This window comes from Solilutibacter silvestris, assembly GCF_050574925.1.
In the GTDB taxonomy this organism is placed as follows: Bacteria; Pseudomonadota; Gammaproteobacteria; order Xanthomonadales; family Xanthomonadaceae; genus Solilutibacter; species Solilutibacter silvestris_A.
Map to the genome: position 1 here is coordinate 198419 of NZ_JBCMOO010000005.1, position 20946 is coordinate 219364.

Below are 20946 nucleotides of genomic sequence, written 5' to 3' on the forward strand. Positions count from 1 at the left end.
GCTCAGTCGGCCAGCGGTTCGAGGATCCTGCGGGTCGCGCTGAAACGATCGCCGAAGCGCGCGATGCCGTCGCCGCGCATGGCGGCGGCATGATGGTCGAAATAATCCTGGAGTGCGGCGCGGCTGTGGACGCGATAGTGCACGCACCAGAGCACGCGTCCCGGCGGCGGATCCTCGACCGCGGAGATCCGGGCGTCGAGGAAGCCCGGCAGCGCGAGGATGGCCGCGACATGGTCGTGCAACCACGCGAAATAGGCATCAGCCACGGCGGCATCGACGTCGAGATTGACCTCGTAGATCACGTTGGCCATCAGCGCATCCTCACTTGAGGAAGACCAGCAGCAGGGCGAACAGCGCGCCGAAGCCGAGCAGGAACCAGTAGATCGAGCCGACCGCGAAATACTTGACCAAGGTCAGCATCCAGCCTTGCTGGTACACGCGCTTCTGCGTCCACAGCAGGATCACCATCATCGCCATCACCAGGAAGGTGATCATGGCGTTGACAGCGTGCGAGCCGAGCAACGCGCGCAACGACATCGACAGCAGGAAGGACACCAGACTGCCCAAAAGCAGGAAGGCGTGGCTGTAGAGCGCGACCACCAGGTGCTCGAGGTAGGTCCACGGCGTGAACAGGTAGAACACGCGCAGCAGCAGGGCGAAGAACGGCACCATGAAGAACAGCGCGGTCGGGATCGAGCCCATCCAGGCCTGGAACAGTTCCGAACGATCCTTCGCGAAGCGCTTGGCGTTCTTGGCGCCGCGCTGCACGGCATTGTTGAGCGCGTCGTTGACGAATTCCGGCAGCCACGAGACATGGACGCGTTCGGTGGTCACGTTCCAGTCGCCCCCGTCTTTGCCGCCATCCTCCGTGTCCATCACCAGTGCAGGCGATGGTGGCGGCACCGGCTGGCCCTTGGCCTTGGCATCTTCCAGGGCGCGGATGCGGGTGTCGGCCTGCGCCTGCACGGCCTTGCGCGCGGTCGCCAGCACGCCCTTGACGAAGGCCGGATCGTTCTTGTCGGCGGTGGCGCCCTTGTCGATGTCGGCGAGTGCCTTGTCGCGCAGTCGTTGCACGTCTTCCACGGTGGTCGCGGCCGAAATGCTGTTGGTGTCGGCGCCGTTGAACTGGATCGGCCCGGTTTCGGAATGGATGGCGAAGTGGGCGACGAAGAACGTCACCAGGCTGAGGATGACGAAGATGCGCAGCGGCGGGATGTAACGCACGCGCTGGCCGCCGAGGTAGTTGTTGATGATGCGCCAGGGCAGCAGCAGGTCGCGCAGGGTGCGGAAGATGCGGCCGTCGACGTGCCAGAACGATTCGAACACGTCCTCGATGGCATGGCGAAAACTCTTGAGCGGGTTGTGGCCGTGCTGGCCGCACGCATGGCAATACGGACCCTGCAGCGCGGTCTTGCAGTTCTCGCAATTGTCGGGATGCGGGCCATCGTGCGACATGGTCGCGGTGATTGGCTCGATCGGATCCAGCGGCTTTGTCATCGGTACCCTCCGTACGAGGCGTTAAGATACCGGGCCGCGCCGTGTTCCGGCCATCCCGTTGTTGTTGCAGGCACTTTCCGTGGCGTCCAGACCGACTTCCTTTGCGCAGGAGATGCGCACCAGCGCCCTGCTGGCGGCGCCGCTCACGCTCGGCCATCTGTCGTCGGGCCTGATCGGTTTCGTCGACTCCTCGGTCGCCGGGCACCACGGCACCGATACCCTGGCTGGCGTTTCGGTCGGCAATGCGCTGTTCTGGTTGCCGATGCTGGTGCCGATGGGCACGTTGATGTCGTTGCCGCCACGCGTGTCCGAGCTCGATGGCGCGGGTCGCCACGACGAAATCGGCCCGCTGTTCCGCCAGTCGCTGTGGCTGGCGCTGGTGCTGGGCGTGCTGATGTTCGGCTTCCTGACGCTGGCGGCGAAATTGCTGCCGACGATGGGCATCGCCGCGGAGGTGCGCCCGCACGCGCAAGCCTTCCTGCTCGGCATCCGCTGGGGCATTCCGGCCTTCACCTTCTACCTGTGCATGCGTTATCTCAGCGATGGCCTGCACTGGACCTTGCCGACCATGTTGCTCGGTTTCGGCGGCTTGCTGGTGTTGGCGCCGCTCGGCTACGCGATGTGCTTCGGCCGTTTCGGTTTCGAGGCGCGCGGCGCCGCCGGACTCGGCATCGCCTCGGCGGTGATGATGTGGATGCAGGCATGCGCATTCGCGCTGTACCTGTGGCGATCGCCGCGCTTCGCCCGTTTCGCGCTGTTCGCGCACCTGGAAGCGCCGAACTGGATCGAGTTGCGGCGCCTGCTCGCCACTGGCCTGCCGATCGGCGTCACCGTGGCGATGGAAGGCAGTCTCTTCATCGTCACTTCGCTGCTGATCGGACGCCTGGGCGCGATCCCGGCGGCCGCGCACCAGATCGCCATCAACGTCGCCAGCCTGTGCTTCATGATTCCGCTCGGCCTCGCCGAAGCGACGACGGTGCGCGTCGGCCATGCCCGCGGCCGCGAGGACGGCATGGCGCTGCGGCGCGCATTGCGCGCGAGTTATGCGCTGCTGTTGATCACCCAGACCCTGACCGCGCTGGTCATGGTGTTCGGACGCCACCTGATCGTCGGCGCCTATACCCAGGACGCGGTGGTCGCCGCGCTGGCGGCGCAGCTGATCCTGTTCGCGGTGGCGTTCCAGTATCCCGACGGCGTGCAGGTGATTTCGGCCGGCGCCTTGCGCGGCATGCAGGACACCCGCGTGCCGATGCTGCTCGCCGCGTTCGCCTACTGGGGCGTCGGCATGCCGGTGGGTGCGGGACTCGGACTTGGGCTTGGCTACGGCCCGCAGGGCATGTGGGCGGGCCTGATCGCCGGCCTGACCGTCGCCGCGATCCTGCTCGGGCGGCGGGCCTGGCGCAGCAGTCGACGACTGGCCTGAATTCCCGATAACGGCGGCGTTTTCTTCCGGCACATGCGGGCGACTGCAGGACTGCTAGGCTGTCCGCATCCACCCGTGATTCTTCTTCGATGAACCAGCCCGCACCGCGCCGTTCCAACCCGATTTTCAGCTTCTTCAAGGGCGTCTGGGACGTCGCCAACTTCACCCGGCGCCTCGTCCTCAACATCGCCTTTTTCGTCCTGCTGTTCCTCTTCGTCGGCTTCCTGTCGATGAGCGGGCGCGCGGCGATCACGCCGGTGCTCGATCGCACCACGCTGGTGCTGGCGCCGGAAGGCAAGGTGATGGAAGAAGACGGTCGCGATGCGCTGACCAAGCTGATCGCGCAGAACAGCGAAGAGGATCCGAGCCGCAAGGTCGTGCGCCTGCGCGACCTGGTCAAGGTGATCGACGCCGCGGCGAAGGACAGCTCGATCGAACGCGTCCTCCTCGACGTCGACAAGCTCTATCCGTCGGGCATGGCCAGCACGCATGAAATCGTCGCCGCGTTGCAGCGCCTCAAGGCCAGCGGCAAGCAGGTGATCGCGTTCTCCGAAGGCATGACGCAGGGCCAGTACCTGATCGCCGCGCAGGCGAGCCAGGTCTACCTCGATCCCGATGGCCACGGCCTGTTGCTGGAAGGCCTGTCGAGCTATCGCCCGTACATGCGCGAAGGCCTGCAGGACAAGCTCGGCATCGACTTCAAGCTGTTCAAGGTCGGCGAATACAAGTCGGCAGCGGAACCCTACGTGCGCGACAACGCATCGCCGGAAGCGAAGGAAGCCGACCTGTTCTGGATGAACGATCTGTGGCAGCGCTACATCGGCGACATCGCCAGCGCACGCAAGCTGACGCCGGAAGGAGTGAAGGCCGGTATCGACGGCATCGCGCAGGGCGTCGCCAGCACGCAGGGCGATCTCGCCAAATACGCGCTCGAACAGAAACTGGTCGATGGCCTGAAGACGCGCGCCGAAGTCGAGGACATGCTGGCCAAGGCCGGTGTCGCCGACAAGGACGCCGATGGCGGTTTCCGCCAGGTCGCCTACGACCAGTACCTGCGCAACCTGCGCACGCAATTGCCCAAGGGCGACGGCACCCAGCAGGTCGCGATCGTCGTGGCCGAAGGCGAAATCGTGCCCGGCAAGCAGGGCGGTGGGCGCGTCGGTGGCGATTCGACGTCGGAACTGCTGCGCGAAGCGCGCCTCGACGACATGGTGAAGGCGGTGGTGCTGCGGGTGGATTCGCCTGGCGGCGAGGTCTTCGCCTCCGAACAGATCCGTCGTGAAGTGCAGGCGCTCAAGGACGCCGGCAAGCCGGTGGTGGTGTCGATGGGCGATGTCGCGGCGTCGGGCGGCTACTGGATCAGCATGAACGCCGAACGCATCTATGCCGATCCGTCGACGATCACCGGATCGATCGGCATCTTCGGCCTGATCCCGAATGCATCGCGCGCGCTGGGCAAGATCGGCGTGCACAGCGATGGCGTTGCAACCGCGCCGTTGGCCGGTGCGATGGACATCACCCGGCCGATGGATCCGGGCGTCGCCACCATCCTGCAATCGGTGATCGAGAAGGGTTATCGCGATTTCACCGGCAAGGTCGCGCAGGCGCGCAAGCAGAGCGTCGAGCAGATCGATTCGATCGCGCGCGGTCGCGTGTGGAGCGGTGCGCAGGCGAAGGAACGTGGCCTGGTCGACGAGTTCGGCGGCTTGCAGGCCGCGGTCGATTTCGCCGCGGGCCGCGCCAAGATCGCCAAGGACCAGGTGCGCGTGCGCTATATCGAACGTCGCGCCGGTGCGCTCGACCAGCTGTTGTCCGGCAATGTCGAATCGCGCATCGCCACAAGCATGCTGGCGCGTTCGACCTGGCTGCGCGGACTGGCCGAAGGCAGCGCCGACGCCCGCGTCGAGCGCCAGCTGAGCGATTTGCGCGAGCAATTCACCCGTGCGCGTTCGCCGGTGCAGGCGATGGCGCATTGCTACTGCGGCTTCGATTCGTTGTAACCACGGAGCATCGACATGCCCACTTCGCGCTGGCGACTGGATGGACAGACCGCACTGGTCACCGGCGGCAGCGCCGGCATCGGCCTGGCCATCGCCCGCGAATTGCTGGGCCTCGGTGCGGAAGTGATGCTGGCGGCGCGCGACGGCGGCGTGCTGGAGCAGGTCGTCGCCGATCTGCAGGACGAATTTCCCGATCGTGGCGTGTTCGCCTACAACTGCGACATCAGCGACGAGGAAGAACGCGGCGCGTTGATGGATTGGGTCGAGGACCAGGGTGGTCTGCACATCCTCGTCAACAATGCCGGCACCAACCGCAGCCGGCCCACCGTCGAATACGGCGAGGACGAGTGGCGGCAGATCTTCGAGACCAACCTCTTCTCCGCGTTCGAACTGTCGCGGATTGCGCATCCGTTGCTGACGCAGCACGCGGCATCGAGCATCGTCAATGTCGGCAGCGTGTCCGGGCTCACCCATGTGCGCACCGGTGCGCCCTACGGCATGAGCAAGGCTGCGCTGCACCAGATGACGCGCAATCTCGCGGTGGAGTGGGCCGAGGACGGCGTGCGGGTGAATTCGGTGGCGCCGTGGTACATCCGCACGCGCCGCACGTCGCCGAAATTGTCCGATCCCGAGTATCTCGACGATGTGCTGCAACGCACGCCGATGGGCCGTGTCGGCGATCCCGAGGAAGTCGCCGCCGCGGTCGCGTTCCTGTGCTTGCCGGCGGCGAGTTACATCACCGGCGAATGCATCGCGGTGGACGGCGGATTCCTGCGCTACGGGTTCTGACGCTCAACGCGTCGGTTGCATCGCGGGCCGCAGCGTCACGTCGTCGGCATCGTTTTCGTCCATGCATGCGAGCGATGCGCGCAATGCCGCTGCGGTGCCCGGTCGCACCTGATCGACCGCCAGGCTGACGCGCATGCTGGCCGGATCGACGAGATCGCCCTGCACCGCGAACACGCGGCTGCCATCGCTGGACGACACCACCGACACCGGCGTCGTCGGCACGAATCCTTCGCGGCGACCGGCCTCCGCGAGCGCATAGGCGACATCTTCCGCGCGCACGCCGGCGGCCATGCGCGTGATCGCGGCGGCGGGAATCCGCGCGACCAGGCTTTGCGCGAGATCGGCGTGACTGTGGAATGCGGTGTGGCCGCTGTCGCGGGTCGGGCGATCGCCATGCATGCCGAGTTGCTTCAGGCGTTCCTCCAAAGTCTCGACCAGGGCATTGGTCTGCGCGCGTCCCCAATGGCGGTCGACGCCATCGACGCGAAGTTCGCCGACCGGGTGGGTCTTGGCCCAACCGAGATAGTGCAGGTACTGGTCGATCAGGAATTGCGTCTGCATCGACGCCACCGCGCCGCTGCGTCGCGACGGGTTCTGGCCCACGGTTTCCTGCATGGTCGCATCGAGCATGCGATTCGCCTTCGCCAGCAGCTCGGCACGATGCTCACGGGCCACCATCGCAAGCGGCAGGTCGCTGTCGCACAACTGTTCGGGTTCGATCACCTGTGCGCCCAATCGCTCGCTGCCGGGCTCGCGGGCGATCCCGAGGCTGAATTCAGGGATGGTCAATCGCTCGAGTTCGACCACGGGCTCAGGCATCCGGTCTGTGTTTCCGCAGGTTCTATCCGTTCAAAGTGTGACTACTATCAAATTTTCAGTTTTGGGTCAAACATGAACGGTCCATCACCCGCTGCGCCTGGTCCCGCTGCAGGGTTGCCCGTTCGACCAGGTCCGGGTTGCCGAGTTCCAGCATCGACTTGGCTTCCGCCAGCCGCTGCTTCCAGGTCGCGCACAGTTCCTGGTCGGGAATGCGTTCGCAGCGGTCGCGTTCCATCTGGCATTCGTGGTCGGGCACGTTCTGGGAACCGCTGATGTTCACCAGCGGCACGTCGCGGCAGCGCTCGGGCGGGTTGTCTGTTTCGTTGGCGTAGCTGCCGCCCGACGAGGTGTGGCAGCGATACAGCGGAGGCGGCGGCAACGGCGTGTCGTCGACCTGTGCCGGAGGTGGCGCGGCCGGCTGCGACTGTGTCGTATTGGCAGCAGGCGCTGCAGGCGGGGGCGTGGCCTCCGGCAATGGCGCCGGCAGCGGATCGATCGGGCGTGCGATCACGCTGCGTTCCTGGTGCTGGCCACGCGGGCAGGGCGTGTTCTGGATGCTGAGCATTCCAGCGGCATCGGTGCAGCGATAGATCACGGTGACGTTCGGATCGTTCGCCGGCGCCTTCGCCTTGCGCGTGCGCACGGATTGGCCTGCGCTGTCGCCGACGGCGAAGGCCAGCAACAGGGCGGTCGCGATGATCGTTCTGGTCAAGGTCGTCAGCCGCCGCATTCGTCGCGCAATCTCGCGTTGATGGAGGATTCCTCGGCATTGAGTTGCGCCTGTTCGCTGGGCTGGCGCAGCACGTTGCGACGCTGAATGTCATCGCGTCGTTGCGACAGCATCGCGCACATGCGTTCCTCCGGCATCGGCGAACAACTGTCGCGCACCCATGATCCGCCAGCGTAGGCCATGCCCGGATAGACGCCGATTCCGCCGCGTTGACCGATGCGCACGCTGGTATGGCGATCCTGGTAATGCACCTGTGCTCCACCGCCCAGGGGCACGACCGGTGGGCGCACGCCCCATGGCGGCGTGGCGATCCAGGCCGGTTGCCAGCGCGGATTGCCTTCGCCGCTTTCGCTGGTGTAGCGGCTGCCGTCGGCCGCGGTGCATTCGTACAACGGCCGCGGCTGGCGCAGCACGTAACGCACTTCGCGAACGTTCTCCCGCACGACCGCTGTCGTGGCGGGTGTCGGCGCGCTCGGCGGCGCGTCCTTGGGCCGCAGCATCTGCCGCGTCTGCTGGCGCTGGTTGGCGGGGCAGGGACTGTCGCGCAATTCGACCTGCCCGCGGGCATCGGTGCAGCGATAAACGGTGACATCGTTCTGGGTCGCCCGTGCGCTGGTGCAGGCGAGCAGCAGGACGATCAGCGAGATCAGGACGATGGCGGCAGCCGGACGCATGGCGCCATCTTGCGCGCCTTGCCGCTTGTCGGGAAGAGTCGTTATCCCTGCGCCAACATCGCGGCGATGCTTGCCGCGGCGTCGCGACCTTCCTGCACCGCGGTCACCACCAGGTCCGGTCCGCGTACGCAGTCGCCGCCGGCGAACAGGCGCGGATGCGTGGTCTGCCAGGCACGACGGTGTTCGCCGGACACGACCAGGCGACCGTTGGCCTGCGCCTGCACGTCGGCGTCGGCCAGCCAGTCCGGCAGTTGCGGTGCGAATCCGAAGGCGATGATCACCACGTCGGCGGCGATCGTGGTTTCGCTGCCGGGTACGATCACCGCGCCGCGGCGTCCGCGCGCATCGGGTTCGCCAAGCTCGGTCGTGGCCACGCGCACGCCGGAGACTGCGCCATCGCCATCGGCTTCGATCGCCAGCGGCTGGCGATTGAACAGAAACTCGACCTGTTCCTCGCGCGCATTGGCGACTTCGCGCGCGGAGCCGGGCATGCTCGCCTCGTCGCGACGATAGACGCAGCTGACGTTCGCCGCGCCCAGGCGTATCGCCGAACGCACGCAGTCCATGCCGGTGTCGCCGCCGCCGAGAACGACCACGCGCTTGCCAGCGAGATCCGGTAGCTGCAATCCGTATTCCCAACCCGCGATCGGATGCGCAGCGTCGGCATCGTCGCCAGCAACACGACGTCCGTTCTGCACCAGGAAGGGCAGCGCCGGCATCACGCCGCGCAACTCCTGTCCGGGCAGGCCGCCATCGGTATAGCGATAGGCGCCGAGGCCGAGGAAGACCGCGTCGAATTCTTCAAGCAAGGCATCGAGCGCGATGTCGCGACCGATCTCGACGCCGAGGCGGAATTGCACGCCCATGCCTTCGAGGAGTTCGCGCCGGCGCGCGACCACCGATTTCTCGAGCTTGAAGGTGGGGATGCCGAATTGCAGCAGGCCGCCGATCTGTTCGTAGCGATCGAACACGGTCGCGGCGATGCCCTTGCGCACCAGTCGATCGGCGCAGGCAAGCCCCGCCGGTCCGGCGCCGACGATCGCCACGCGCTTGCCGGTGGCCTGCACCCGCGACAGGTCGGGACGCCAGCCTTGCGCGAGCGCGGTCTCGACGATGTATTTCTCGGTGGCGCCGATCGTCACCGCGCCGAAGCCGTCCTCAAGCGTGCAGGCACCTTCGCACAGGCGATCCTGCGGGCAGACGCGACCACAGATTTCCGGCAATGGATTGGTTTCGTGGCAGAGCTCGACCGCTTCGATGATGCGGCCTTCCTCCACCAGCCGCAGCCAGCGCGGAATATGGTTGTGCACCGGACAGGCGTTCTGGCAATAGGGATTGCCGCAATCAAGGCAGCGTCCCGCCTGCTGCTTGGCCGCAGGCATGTCGAAGCGTCCGTACAACTCGCTCCAGTCGCCTTGCAGGCGCAGTTGCAGCAGCTGTTTGTCGGGCATCTGCCGTGCGGCGTCGAGGAACTGGAAAGGCTGCTTGCGGCTCATGCGGCGCGCCTCAGTTCGTCGGCCAGCGCGTCGAGGTCGGCCGCTTTCGGTTTCGCCAACCAGAACTTGCCGACGAAGTCGCGGAAACCGTCGAGGATGTGCGCGCTCCAGGCGCTGCCGGTCAGGCGTGCGTGGGTTTCGATCAGTTCGCGCAGGTGCTGGCGATAGGTATCGAAGTGTTCGGCGGTGATGCGCTGGATGTCGATCAGTTCGTGGTTGTAGCGATCGACGAAATCGCGTTCGCGATCGAGCACGTAGGCGATGCCTCCGGTGAAGCCCGCGCCGAAGTTGAGGCCGACATCACCGAGCACGACCACGGTGCCGCCGGTCATGTATTCGCAGCAATGGTCGCCGGCGCCTTCCACTACCGCGACCGCGCCGGAATTGCGCACGGCGAAACGTTCGCCGGCGCGGCCCGCGGCGTAGAGCTCGCCACCCGTCGCGCCATAGAGGCAGGTGTTGCCGAGGATCGGCGTGGCTTCGCTGGCATACCGGCTGCCTGCCGTAGGACGCAGCACGATGCGTCCGCCGGCCATGCCCTTGCCGACGTAGTCGTTGGCATCGCCGGAGAGATCGATGTGCAACCCGCCGGCGTTGAATGCGCCAAGACTTTGCCCGGCGGTGCCCTGCAGGCGCAGCGTGACCGGACGGTCGCTCATCCCGGTATTGCCGTGGTGTTGCGCGATGAGGCCGGACAGGCGCGTGCCGATGCTGCGATCGACATTGCGGATGACCTGGCTGGTCTCGCCGCCTTCGCCGCGGGCGATGGCGTCGGCGAGTGTGCGCTCGAGCGTCGCGGCCAGGCCGTCGGGTTGCGTCTGCAGGGCCGGTGCGCCGCAATAGCTGGCGGCCTTGTCGGGATCACTGCGCAACAACGCGGAGAGGTCGATCTCGACATCGTCGCGGGTGTGGTGCAGGAATTGTTCGAGCAGGTCGCTGCGACCGACGATCTCGCCCAGCGAACGCGCGCCCAACGCGGCCAGGTGTTCGCGCACGTCTTCGGCGACATTGCGGAAGAAGGTTTCGACGCGTTCCGGCAGTCCCTTGAAATGCAGTTCGCGCAGGCGCGCGTCCTGGGTCGCGAGGCCGGTGGCGCAATTGTTGAGGTGGCAGATGCGCAGGTATTTGCAGCCGAGCGCGATCATCGGAGCGGTGCCGAAACCGAAACTGTCGGCGCCGAGCAGCGCCGCCTTGATCACGTCGAGTCCGGTCTTCAGGCCACCATCGGTTTGAAGCAACACCTTGTCGCGCAGGTCGTTGCCCTGCAGCGCCTGGCGCGCTTCCGAGAGGCCGAGTTCCCACGGCACGCCGGCGTAGCGGATCGATCCGATCGGGCTGGCGCCGGTGCCGCCGTCGTGGCCGGAAATGGTGATGAGATCGGCGCCTGCTTTCACCACGCCTGCGGCAATGGTGCCGACGCCGGCATGGCTGACCAGCTTCACCGAGATCAGCGCGCGCGGATTGATCTGGCGCAGGTCGAAGATCAGTTGCGCGAGATCCTCGATCGAATAGATGTCGTGGTGCGGCGGCGGCGAGATCAGCCCGATGCCGGGCTTGGCGTAACGCAGTCGCGCGATCAGCGGATCGACCTTGCTGCCCGGCAGCTGGCCGCCTTCGCCGGGCTTGGCGCCCTGCGCGAGCTTGATCTGCAACACGTCGGCATTGATCAGGTATTCGGGTGTGACGCCGAAACGTCCCGAGGCGATCTGCTTGATCTTGCTGCGGCGATCGTCGTGGTAACGCGCGGGATCCTCGCCACCTTCGCCGGAATTGCTGCGCGCGCCGAGGCGGTTCATCGCGATCGCCAGCGCTTCGTGCGCTTCCGGCGACAACGCGCCAAGGCTCATGCCGGCGCTGTCGAAGCGACGGATGATCGCTTCGACCGGTTCCACTTCTTCAATCGCAACCGGCCGGCCGATCGGCTTCGCGCGCAAGAGGTCGCGCAGTGCCGCCGCCGGACGTTCGTCCACCGTGGACGCATAGCGCTTCCAGTCTTCGCGATCGCCGGTCAGCACCGCGCGTTGCAGCGACTGCACCACGTCCGGGTTGTACTGGTGGTATTCGCCGCCGGGGAGGTAGCGCAGCAGGCCGCCGGCTTCCGGCAACGCGTTGAGATCCCAGCCCTGTTCCGCCAGCGCGCGCGCATCGGCTTCCAGTCGCGCGAATCCGGCGCCGCCGATCCGCGATGGCGTGCCGGCGAAGCATTGCGCGACCACTTCCGGATCGAGTCCGACGATCTCGAACAGCTGCGCCCCGCGATAACTTGCAATCGTGCCGATGCCCATCTTCGACAGGATCTTCAGCAATCCCTTTTTCACGCCACGGCGATAGCTGCGGCCGACCTGCAAGGGTTCGCCATTGGTCTTGCCGCCGAGGATGCCGCGTCGCGCCAGCGCATGCAGCGATTGGTAGGCGAGATAGGGATAGACCGCGGTCGCGCCGCAGCCGACCAGGCAGGCGAAATGATGCGGATCGCGCGCGGTGCCGGTCTCGACCAGGATGTTGCTGATGCAGCGCAAGTCGTGGCGGACAAGATGCTGGTGCACGGCGCCGGTCGCCAGCAGCGCATGCACCGCGGCGCAACCGCGCAGCGGGCGGCGATCGCTGAGGATCAACAGTTCGATGCCGGCGCGCGCGGCGTCTTCGGCCTGCTTGCAGATGCGTTGCAGCGCTTCCTGCAACGAGGTGTTGGCGTCGAAATAGAGATCGATGTAGAGATGCGATTCGGCGAAGCGCGGCAGCGCCAGCAACTGGTGCAGCTTGCGCTGCGACAGCACCGGCGAATTCAGCAGGACGTGGTCGACGTTGGACGGCGCATCCACGAACAGGTTGCCTTCGCGGCCGATCTGCGTGGTCAGGCTCATGACGCTGCCTTCGCGCAGCGGATCGATCGATGGATTGGTGACCTGGGCGAAGGCCTGGCGGAAACAGTCGTAGAGCGGGCGGATGCGCTGGCTGATCGCCGCCATCGGCACGTCGTCGCCCATCGATCCGATCGCTTCCTGTTCGGTTTCGGCGAGCGGGCGCAGCACCTGCTCCTGTTCCTCGCGGCTGAGCTGGAAGAGGCGCTGGAAGCCGAGCAGGGTTTCGGTATCGAACGGCGCGTCGGTCAGCGCCGGATCGATCAGCTCGGTGTGCAGGTAGGACATGCCTTCGCGCAGCCATTGCTTGTACGGCGCGCGGGCGCGGTTGATGGCGTCGATGGCGTGGGTATCGAGCAGCTTGCCTGCATCGAGGTCGATCGCGATCATCTCGCCGGGACCGAGCTTGCCCTTGGCTTCGACGTCTTCCGCCGGCAGGTCCCACACGCCGGTTTCCGAAGCGATCACGAACACGCCGTCGCGCGACAGCGTCCAGCGTGCCGGGCGCAGGCCGTTGCGATCGAGCGTGCAGGCGGCGTGGCGACCGTCGCACATCACGATGCCGGCGGGGCCGTCCCACGGTTCGGAATTGATCGAGTAGTACTCGTAGAACGCGACCAGGTCGGCGTCCTTGTATTCCAGCGACTGCAGCGCCGGCGGAATCAGGATGCGCATCGCCTGCAACAGGTCCATGCCGCCGAGTTGAAGCCACTCCAATGCGTTGTCGAGGCTTTGCGAATCGGAACCGTTGGTGGTGACCGCCTGGTCGAACTCGCTCACGTCGAGCAGCGGCGACTTCCAGATGTTCCGGCGCGACTGCGCCCAGGCGCGATTGCCGGCGATGCTGTTGATCTCGCCGTTGTGGGCGAGGCGGCGGAACGGCTGCGCCAGCGGCCAGCGCGGTTGCGTATTGGTGGAGAAGCGCTGGTGGAACACCACCACGCGCGCGCCGAGCGCCGGATGCGCGAGATCGGGATAGAGCGTGCGCAGGTGTTCCGGCAGCACCATGCCCTTGTAGCCGAGCAGCCTGGCCGACAGTCCGACGACATGGAAATCGGCGAGATCGCGCAGGGATTGTTCGGCGCGACGGCGGGCGAGATAGAGATCGCGCTCGAAGGCATCGGCGTCGTTGCCGGCATCCGCGACGAAGACCTGCTCGATGCGCGGCATGTTGGAACGCGCCAGTGCGCCGCAGACGCGATCGTCGGTCGGCACGACGCGCCAGCCTGCGATCGAATGACCGACATGCCGCAGTTCGCGCTCCAGGGTTTCGCGGCAGCGTGCGGCGCCTTCTACATCGCGCGGCAGGAAGACGTTGCCGGCGGCGATGCGGCCATCGGGCAGGGCGATGCCGGCATCCTTCGCCAGCGCGCGCGCGAAGGGTTCGCAGCCGTGCAGCAACACGCCGCAGCCATCGCCGCTCAAGCCATCGGCAGCGACACCTCCGCGATGCTCCATCCGCGACAGCGCTTCCAGCGCGGTATCAACAATCGCGCGCGAACCCGGGCCGGCGATATCGGCAATCAGGCCGAAGCCGCAGCTGTCGTGCTCGATGCCGGGGTCATAGAGACCGCCAGCCAGTGGGTTGCGCCGGTCGTCCATCGTGGTCCAGTCGTGTCGGTGGTGAGAGGGCGACTCGCGTGCGCGGAGCGCCTCTTCACCCGAATAGACCACAGTTTGTGCACTGCCACAATTTTCGTTTCAGCCGAAACGAAACCCGGGTTTTCAGCCGCGCAGAATGGCTCCGCTGCGGGCGTCGCGGATCGGCGTCGGTTGCAGCAACCCGCCGGTTTCGCCGGCAAGCACGCCATCCAGCAGGGCGAGAACTTCGGGATCCAGCCCGGATCTTTGCGTCGGCGCACCGTTGCCGGCGCGATTGGCGCTGGTCGAGACCAGCGCGCCGCCGAAGGCATTGCAGAGTGCGATAACGGGCGGATGCGCGGATATGCGTACCGCGATGCCGTCGTGCATGCCGGTGATCCAGCGCGGCGCCGCCGCCGATGCCGGCACGATCCAGGTCGCCGCGCCCGGCCATGTTGCGCGGACAACCGCGCGTTGTTCTTCGCCCAATGCTTCCATCGACACGAACGGCGCGAGCTGCGTTTCGTCCGCGGCGATCAGGATCAGGCCTTTCTCGACCTCGCGCTGCTTGATCGCGAGGATGCGCATGACGGCCTGTTCGTTGCGCGGGTCGCAGCCCAGTCCCCACACGCCTTCGGTGGGGTAGGCGATCACGCCGCCACGCCTGATCAGCGCAACGGCGGCGTCGGCATCAAGCAGCAGCACGCGGCTTGATCAGTCAGCCAGCGTCAGCGTGACCGGGATGTTGCCGCGCGTCGCGTTGGAATACGGGCAGACCTGGTGCGCGTCGTCGATCAGCTTCTGCGCAGCGGCGCGATCCATGCCCGGCAGGTGGATGTTCAGGCGCACGGCGACGCCGAAGGCCTGGCCGACCGGGCCGAGGTCGACTTCGGCATCGATGCCGACGCCTTCGGGAACCTGCAGGTGCTGGCGCGCGGCGACCGCCTTCATCGCGCCGATGAAGCAGGCCGAATACCCCGCCGCGAACAACTGTTCGGGATTGGTGCCGCCGCCCTTGCCGGGCGTGGTCAAGCGCACGTCGAGATGGTCGTCGTCACTGCGGGCATGGCCATTTTCGCGGCCACCGTTGGTGTGGACGTGGGCGGTGTATACGACTTTGTCGAGGGTATTCATCGATCATTCCTGTGTTGGCGGGGGCGGGCGCCGATGATGCGCCCGTTCGTGTTACGAAATCGATAGACCTTGTGCTTAGAACGGCGGCGCGTCGTCCGCTGCGGTTTTCTTGGTCGCAGCCTTCTTCGTCGCGGTTTTTTTCGTTGCAGTTTTCTTGGTGGCTTTCTTCGCCGCGGTTTTCTTGGTTGCGGCCTTCTTCGCCGGGGCCTTAGTCGCCGCCTTCTTTGCCGGAGCTTTCTTGGTCACGGTCTTGGCGGCAGTCTTGCGACCCCAGCCCTTGCGTGCGGGCTTGCCGGTTTCCGCCATCAGCTGGATCACTTCCTCCAGCGTCAGCGATGCCGGCTCGCGATCCTTGGGGATCTTGCCGTTCATCGCGCCATCGCTGATGTAGGGGCCGAAGCGACCGTTCAGCACCTGGATGTCGCTGCCTTCGAACGACTTGATGATGCGGTTGCGCGCGATCTCTTCCTTCTCCTCGATCAGGAACACCGCGCGGGCAAGATCGATGGCGTAGGGGTCGTCTTCCTTCTTCAGCGAGGCATAGGTCGAGCCGCGCTTGGCGAAGGGGCCGAAGCGGCCGATGCCGACCGTCACCTGCTCGCCGTTCGATTCGCCGAGCTTGCGCGGCATGTCGAACAGCTTGAGCGCTTCCTCCAGCGAGATCGAATAGATGCTCTGTCCCGGCTGCAACGAGGCGAACTTCGGCTTCTCCTCGTCCTCGACGGTGCCGATCTGCACCATCGGGCCGAAGCGGCCGATACGCGCGCTGATCGGTTTGCCGCTGGTGGGATCGATGCCGAGCTCGCGGGCGCTGCCGGCATCGGTGCGGTCCACCGATTCGGTCTTGTCCGTCACCAGCTCCTTGAACGGACCCCAGAACTTCTCCATCAGCGGGACCCATTCCTCCTCGCCGCGGCTGACCGCGTCGAGCTCGTCTTCCATCTTCGCGGTGAAGTCGTAGTCGACGTAGCGGGTGAAATGCGAGCTGAGGAATTTCGACACCGCGCGGCCGACATCGGTCGGGCGGAAGGCGCGGCCTTCCATCTCGGTGTACTTGCGGAACAGCAGCGTCTGGATGATCGATGCGTAGGTCGAAGGACGACCGATGCCGTATTCCTCCAGCGCCTTCACCAGCGACGCTTCGGTGAAGCGCGGCGGCGGCTGGGTGAAATGCTGGTCCGCGTGCACGCGATCGAGCGGCACGTTGTCGCCGGTCTTCATCGCCGGCAGCTTGCGGCCTTCGTCGTCGTCGTCCGCGGTCTTCTGGTCCTTGCCTTCCTCGTACACGGCGAGGAAGCCGGGCACCACCACCGTGGTGCCGCTGGCGCGGAAGGCGTGCTGGTTGCCGGCCGCGAGTTCCACCGACACCGTGTTGAGCGTGGCCGGGATCATCTGGCTGGCGACCGCGCGCTTCCACACCAGGTCGTAGAGCTTGCGCTCGTCGTCGCTGAGGTAGCGCGCGATCTGCGCAGGCGTGCGCAAGGCCGCGGTCGGGCGGATCGCTTCGTGCGCTTCCTGCGCGTTCTTCGATTTCGTGGTGTAGAAATTCGGCTTGTCCGGCAGCGACGCGGTGCCGAAGTCGCGGGCGATGACGTCGCGGATTTCGCCGAGCGCATCCTGCGACAGGTTGACCGAGTCGGTACGCATGTAGCTGATCAGGCCGACCGTGCCTTCCTCGCCGATCGCCACGCCTTCGTACAGCTTCTGCGCGACCTGCATGGTCTTGCGCGTGGTGAAGCCGAGCTTGCGCGCCGCTTCCTGCTGCAGCGTGGACGTGGTGAACGGCGGCGACGGCCGGCGCTTGCGTTCCTTGCTGGCGACGTCGGTGACGTGCAGCCGGCCCTGCGCGGCCTGGGTGATGCGGGCGCGGGCGTCTTCGGCGGTATCGCCGTCGGTGATCGTGAACTGCTCGAACTTCTTGCCGTCGAGCTTGACCAGCTTGGCCGAGAACGCCTGCGACGGATGCGCGCATTCCGCTTCGATGGTCCAGTACTCGCGCGCCTTGAACGCTTCGATCTCCTCTTCGCGCTCGACGATCATGCGCAGCGCCGGCGACTGCACGCGGCCGGCCGACAATCCGCGCTGCACCTTGCGCCACAACACCGGCGACAGGTTGAAGCCGACCAGGTAGTCCAGGGCGCGACGCGCTTGCTGGGCATCGACCAGCGGCATCTCGATCCGGCGCGGCTTGGCGATGGCTTCCTTGATCGCGCGCGGAGTGATCTCGGTGAACACCACGCGGTGCAGCGGCTTGTCCTTCAGCAGCTTCCGCTCGTTGAGGATTTCGGCGATGTGCCAGCTGATCGCCTCGCCTTCGCGATCCGGGTCGGTCGCGAGCAGGATTTCGTCGGCGGCCTTGGCGGCCTTGGCGATCGCCTCGACGTGCTTCTCGTTCTTCTCGATCAGGTCGTAGCGCATCCGGAAGCCGTGCTCCGGATCCACCGCCCCTTCCTTCGGCACCAGGTCGCGCACATGGCCGTAGCTGGCGAGGACGGTGTAGTCCTTGCCGAGGTATTTGTTGATCGTCTTGGCCTTGGCGGGCGATTCGACGACGAGTAGGTGCTTGGGCATGGCAACAGGATTCCGGAGCCGGCAACGGGCCGGCAAAAAAGGGCGGTCGAGACGCCAACGCCCGGGACATGGTGGCCCGGGCGTTTGGAATCAACCTCTTTTTATAGTGGAATCACGCCACGGGGTGGCTGTCAAGCTGTCTCACCGCCCGTTGAGAGCGGGGAGGACGATTGCGGCGCACATCGCCAGGAAGAACAGGGCGAAGAGGGCGATGCCGATTCCGATGATGACCTTGGTGAGGGTGCCCAGGGTTTCGTCCTGCCGGTCCGGGTGGTCCGTATAGGCCCACTGGTCGACCACGTAGGTCGAGGCGATCATGTCGTGCAGGGCCTGCTTGCGCTCCGTGAACGCCGCCATGATGTAGCCGATCCCCAGTGGGAGGCCGCTCAGGATGAGCGCGAAATAACGGCCGACGCCGCGGGCGAAGCTGATGCGCTCGCCCTGCATGCCGGTCACCTTGATGCCGATGGCGCGCTTGCCCAGGGTGGCCTGGCGTTCGCCCGCGTGGAACCAGGCGTAATAGGTCATCTGCATGGCGATCGGGATCAGATAGGCCAGGATCAGCATGACCACCGTCATCACGCCGAAATCGGGTTTCGACGACATGCCGGCACCAAAGCCGATCGCCATCAACAGCGGCAGCTGGATGGCATAACCGGCAATGCCCAGCAGCAGGCCATCGATGATGTAGGCGGCCACGCGCTTCCAGAATCCGGCATCCACGACATGCCCGCCCAGCACGGGAAGCGCATTGGTGGCGCTGATGGTCGCGCGCGGCGCCGCGTAGGGATCATTCGCCTGCGCGACCGGCGTCGCGGTCTCGTACATCGAATAGCTGCCGGCGGCGGGCGCTGCGACAGGTGATGGCGCCGGCGCTGCCTCGACGGGTGTCGATGGTGCCGGCGTCGCCATCTCGTACATCGACATGCCTTGCATCGGCGATGCGGTTTCGCTGGTCGGCGGCAACACTTCGTTCGCCACCGTGGAAAAGGCCTGCCAGTTCGCCATGCCGTTGCGCCAGACCAGCGTGTCCAGTCCGATCTGCCCGGCATTGCGCAGGGCCAACAATTCCTGCGATTGCACGGGGCCGCGTTGCTGGCCCTGGCGATCGGCGTAATACCACTCTGTCATTCGATTCCCCTGTCGATTCGCTATTGCGAACGCGCAGTCTGCGCGAGCTCAGTCTTGGCGGCAAGCCGGTGGCAGGTAGCGATTGTCGAGGTCGGAGCGGCACTTCCAGGTGGTGTCGCCGGCCTTCGCGCGATCCATCCAGATCGTCTTGCCGTCGAGCTGGTCGCTGCCGGTATTGCCGAGATGGACGGCGTAGACGCAACGCGTCGCGTCTTCGGCGAGTTGCCCGACTTCGACGCGCTCGACGCCCTGCATGCCCTTGAAGTCGGTATCGACATTGCTGCCCGGGCATTCGCCGCCTTGCGCGAGCCGGTTGTCGATGGCGACCCGGGTCGGGTGCGTGGCCGCGATCGCCGCCATCACTTTCGATTTCAGCACGTATTGCTGGTAGGCCGGGATCGCGATCGCGGCGAGGATGCCGGCGAGCGGAACGAACAATGCGGCACAAACTGCCAGCGCGATCAGGCAGCCATTGCGTTGCGAGGATTTCGCCGGTGCTTGCGGCCGCGCCGCCGTCGGCAACGGCGGTGGCAGGGGAGGCGGCGACGACATCAGTGCAACGGTTCGGGATCGTCCGCGAACATCTGCGTTTCCATCCACGCGTACGCGGCTTCCGATCCCGGCTGGTTGAACAGCACCATCAGCACGACCCATTTCAGGTCGTCGAGATCGAGTTCGTCCTGGTCGAGCGCCATCGCGCGATCCAGCACCAACTCGCGCTGGTCGGCATCGAGCACGCCATGTTGTTCGAGGTAGATCAGGAAGCCGCGCGCCTCGATGTCGAGCTTCGCCAGCTCGCCGGTCGTGAAGACGCGAGTCGGTCCCGACGGTCCCTGGTTGGCGAAGGTGGGGCGACGCTCGGCGAGGCCGTCCAGCCAGTCGAAGGCGCGATTGGCTTCGGCGGGACTGAAGCCGGCGGAGACCAGTGTCGACTGGAGGCCGTCGCGGTCCTGCGGTGGGGCAGAGTCATCTGTGAAGCAGTGTTCGAAGAGATACAACAGGACGTCCAGAATGCTCTCTTTCATCGATCCCCGGCCTGCGCCCGTGGGCGCGTGGATGGCAGAAGCCTTGCTTCACCCGGGAGTGCGGAGGTACCGGCCGTGCTTGACCGTGATCGTCCCCTGCAGCTCCATGGTCAGGAGAATGGAGGAGAGTCGGGCCGGCGTCAATGCGGTGCGATCCGCCAGTGCATCCATAGGGATTGGGTCGTGCCCCAGCGCCGACCACACGTTCTTGTGGTCGGGGTCCCAATCCTTGGGTGGCTGGACAGGCGGCTGCCTGGCCACGTCGGTCGTGGCTTTCGGGCGCTGGACTGCACGGGTCAGGGCTGGCGCCAGCGCCTGCAACACGTCTTCCGGGCTTTCCACCAGCAAGGCGCCATCGCGGATCAGGCGGTGGCAGCCGCGGGCGTGGGGGTCGTGGATCGATCCCGGGACCGCCCAGACCTCGCGGCCGGCATCGACGGCGAACTGGGCGGTGATCAGGGCGCCGGAACGCGCCGCGGCCTCGACCACCAGGGTGCCCTGCGCCAGCCCGGCGATGATGCGGTTGCGCGCGGGGAAATGGTCGCGCAGCGGTTGCGTGCCCGGCGGGTATTCGCTGACGAGCAGTCCGCGCGCGGCGATCCGGGCGTGGAGGTCGCGATGCTGGGCGGGGTAGCAGAGATCGGGACCGCTGCCGAGCACGGCGATGGTGTCGCCCCCAGCCTCGAGTGCGCCCTCATGCGCGGCGCCGTCGATCCCCGCGGCGAGTCCGCTGACCACCACCAGTCCGGCATCGGCGAAGCGATGGGCGAACTGCTTGGCCAGGCTGCGGCCGCCGGGGCTGGCGGAACGGGTGCCGACGACGGCGACGGCAGGGTTCTGCAGCAACGAGGCATCGCCGGCGGTGAACAGCATCAACGGCGCGCCGGAAATGGTGCGCAAGGCGGCGGGGTAATCGGGATCGTGCCAGGCGATCAGGCGATGGCCCGGGCGCTGCAGCCATTCGGCGGTGCGCAGCCAGACGTCGGGATCGGCGCCACGGCGCAGGCGGATGCAGGTGTCTTCCGACAACCCTGCCGCGCGCCACGCGTGCGGACCCGCCGCCAGCGCCGCGCTGGCGCTGCCATGGAGTTGCAGCAGTTCGCGGCGGGGTGCGCGCCGGCCGCCGGCGCACAGGAACGCCAGCCTTGCCGCCAGTTCGGGCATATCGAAATCGACCATGCCGCCAGCTTGGGGCGGAAACGACGACGGCGCCCT

Annotated in this window: 17 protein-coding genes; 3 read left to right on the forward strand and 14 right to left on the reverse strand. The window is 66.4% G+C overall.

The genetic code is table 11. From position 1 onward, the window contains the following. Nucleotides 1-2: 2 nt before the first annotated feature. The gene (locus ABE093_RS11095) at nt 3-311 is read right to left on the reverse strand and encodes a DUF4286 family protein (RefSeq protein WP_430760957.1); all 309 of its coding nucleotides are present in this window, start codon (nt 309-311) and stop codon (nt 3-5) included. Nucleotides 312-321: 10 nt separating this feature from the next. Beyond that, nucleotides 322-1497 (reverse strand): DUF3667 domain-containing protein, encoded by a 1176-nt coding sequence (locus ABE093_RS11100; RefSeq protein ID WP_430760958.1) that lies wholly within the window; start codon nt 1495-1497, stop codon nt 322-324. Between the two features lie 112 nt (nt 1498-1609). Here ABE093_RS11100 and ABE093_RS11105 point away from each other — a divergent pair, with 112 nt between their 5' ends. The 3 genes from ABE093_RS11105 (at nt 1610) to ABE093_RS11115 (ending at nt 5709) form a co-directional block, all read left to right on the forward strand. Further along, on the forward strand, nt 1610-2920 hold the full coding sequence (locus tag ABE093_RS11105) for an MATE family efflux transporter (RefSeq protein ID WP_430760959.1): 1311 nt from the start codon (nt 1610-1612) through the stop codon (nt 2918-2920). Between the two features lie 89 nt (nt 2921-3009). After that, a complete protein-coding gene (gene sppA / locus ABE093_RS11110; protein ID WP_430760960.1) occupies nt 3010-4920 on the forward strand; it encodes a signal peptide peptidase SppA in 1911 nt (636 codons plus the stop codon). Between the two features lie 15 nt (nt 4921-4935). Then, on the forward strand, nt 4936-5709 hold the full coding sequence (locus tag ABE093_RS11115; RefSeq protein ID WP_430760961.1) for an SDR family oxidoreductase: 774 nt from the start codon (nt 4936-4938) through the stop codon (nt 5707-5709). 3 nt (nt 5710-5712) lie between these two features. Here the strand turns inward: ABE093_RS11115 and ABE093_RS11120 are convergent, their stop codons facing one another. The 12 genes from ABE093_RS11120 to dprA form a co-directional block, all read right to left on the reverse strand. Then, complete coding sequence (locus ABE093_RS11120) at nt 5713-6528, reverse strand: XVIPCD domain-containing protein (protein WP_430760962.1); 816 nt, start codon at nt 6526-6528, stop codon at nt 5713-5715. A 55-nt stretch (nt 6529-6583) separates the two neighbouring features. Next, nucleotides 6584-7240, reverse strand: a complete 657-nt coding sequence (locus tag ABE093_RS11125; protein ID WP_430760963.1) for a DUF4124 domain-containing protein — start codon at nt 7238-7240, stop codon at nt 6584-6586. Between the two features lie 5 nt (nt 7241-7245). Continuing rightward, the gene (locus ABE093_RS11130) at nt 7246-7932 is read right to left on the reverse strand and encodes a DUF4124 domain-containing protein (protein ID WP_430760964.1); all 687 of its coding nucleotides are present in this window, start codon (nt 7930-7932) and stop codon (nt 7246-7248) included. A 41-nt stretch (nt 7933-7973) separates the two neighbouring features. Then, the gene (locus ABE093_RS11135) at nt 7974-9428 is read right to left on the reverse strand and encodes an FAD-dependent oxidoreductase (protein WP_430760965.1); all 1455 of its coding nucleotides are present in this window, start codon (nt 9426-9428) and stop codon (nt 7974-7976) included. Further along, nucleotides 9425-13891 carry a glutamate synthase large subunit gene (gene gltB / locus ABE093_RS11140; RefSeq protein ID WP_430760966.1) on the reverse strand — a complete coding sequence of 1489 codons (4467 nt, stop codon included), beginning with the start codon at nt 13889-13891 and terminating at the stop codon, nt 9425-9427. Before gltB ends, ABE093_RS11135 begins: the two co-directional genes overlap by 4 nt. 123 nt (nt 13892-14014) lie before the next feature. Continuing rightward, nucleotides 14015-14575 (reverse strand): Sua5/YciO/YrdC/YwlC family protein, encoded by a 561-nt coding sequence (locus tag ABE093_RS11145; protein ID WP_430760967.1) that lies wholly within the window; start codon nt 14573-14575, stop codon nt 14015-14017. 9 nt (nt 14576-14584) lie between these two features. After that, nucleotides 14585-15004: an organic hydroperoxide resistance protein gene (locus ABE093_RS11150; RefSeq protein ID WP_430760968.1), complete on the reverse strand. Its 420-nt coding sequence runs from the start codon at nt 15002-15004 to the stop codon at nt 14585-14587. Between the two features lie 75 nt (nt 15005-15079). Continuing rightward, nucleotides 15080-17575, reverse strand: a complete 2496-nt coding sequence (locus ABE093_RS11155) for a DNA topoisomerase I (protein ID WP_430760969.1) — start codon at nt 17573-17575, stop codon at nt 15080-15082. A 141-nt stretch (nt 17576-17716) separates the two neighbouring features. Beyond that, entirely contained in the window at nt 17717-18706 is a 990-nt protein-coding gene (locus tag ABE093_RS11160; protein WP_430760970.1) for an RDD family protein, read from the reverse strand. A gap of 48 nt (nt 18707-18754) precedes the next feature. Further along, entirely contained in the window at nt 18755-19258 is a 504-nt protein-coding gene (locus tag ABE093_RS11165) for a pilin (RefSeq protein WP_430760971.1), read from the reverse strand. Continuing rightward, on the reverse strand, nt 19258-19731 hold the full coding sequence (locus ABE093_RS11170) for a DUF494 family protein (protein ID WP_430760972.1): 474 nt from the start codon (nt 19729-19731) through the stop codon (nt 19258-19260). Before ABE093_RS11170 ends, ABE093_RS11165 begins: the two co-directional genes overlap by 1 nt. 48 nt (nt 19732-19779) lie before the next feature. Next, a complete protein-coding gene (gene dprA / locus ABE093_RS11175) occupies nt 19780-20910 on the reverse strand; it encodes a DNA-processing protein DprA (protein WP_430760973.1) in 1131 nt (376 codons plus the stop codon). Nucleotides 20911-20946 lie beyond the last annotated feature (36 nt).

Coding starts and splice junctions, on each gene's coding strand:
- ABE093_RS11095 (WP_430760957.1), bottom strand. CDS start 311: ATGGCCAACGTGATCTACGAGGTCAATCTCGACGTCGATGCCGCCGTG.
- ABE093_RS11100 (WP_430760958.1), bottom strand. CDS start 1,497: ATGACAAAGCCGCTGGATCCGATCGAGCCAATCACCGCGACCATGTCG.
- ABE093_RS11105 (WP_430760959.1), top strand. CDS start 1,610: ATGCGCACCAGCGCCCTGCTGGCGGCGCCGCTCACGCTCGGCCATCTG.
- sppA (WP_430760960.1), top strand. CDS start 3,010: ATGAACCAGCCCGCACCGCGCCGTTCCAACCCGATTTTCAGCTTCTTC.
- ABE093_RS11115 (WP_430760961.1), top strand. CDS start 4,936: ATGCCCACTTCGCGCTGGCGACTGGATGGACAGACCGCACTGGTCACC.
- ABE093_RS11120 (WP_430760962.1), bottom strand. CDS start 6,528: ATGCCTGAGCCCGTGGTCGAACTCGAGCGATTGACCATCCCTGAATTC.
- ABE093_RS11130 (WP_430760964.1), bottom strand. CDS start 7,932: ATGCGTCCGGCTGCCGCCATCGTCCTGATCTCGCTGATCGTCCTGCTG.
- ABE093_RS11135 (WP_430760965.1), bottom strand. CDS start 9,428: ATGAGCCGCAAGCAGCCTTTCCAGTTCCTCGACGCCGCACGGCAGATG.
- gltB (WP_430760966.1), bottom strand. CDS start 13,891: ATGGACGACCGGCGCAACCCACTGGCTGGCGGTCTCTATGACCCCGGC.
- ABE093_RS11150 (WP_430760968.1), bottom strand. CDS start 15,004: ATGAATACCCTCGACAAAGTCGTATACACCGCCCACGTCCACACCAAC.
- ABE093_RS11155 (WP_430760969.1), bottom strand. CDS start 17,575: ATGCCCAAGCACCTACTCGTCGTCGAATCGCCCGCCAAGGCCAAGACG.
- ABE093_RS11160 (WP_430760970.1), bottom strand. CDS start 18,706: ATGACAGAGTGGTATTACGCCGATCGCCAGGGCCAGCAACGCGGCCCC.
- ABE093_RS11165 (WP_430760971.1), bottom strand. CDS start 19,258: ATGTCGTCGCCGCCTCCCCTGCCACCGCCGTTGCCGACGGCGGCGCGG.
- ABE093_RS11170 (WP_430760972.1), bottom strand. CDS start 19,731: ATGAAAGAGAGCATTCTGGACGTCCTGTTGTATCTCTTCGAACACTGC.
- dprA (WP_430760973.1), bottom strand. CDS start 20,910: ATGGTCGATTTCGATATGCCCGAACTGGCGGCAAGGCTGGCGTTCCTG.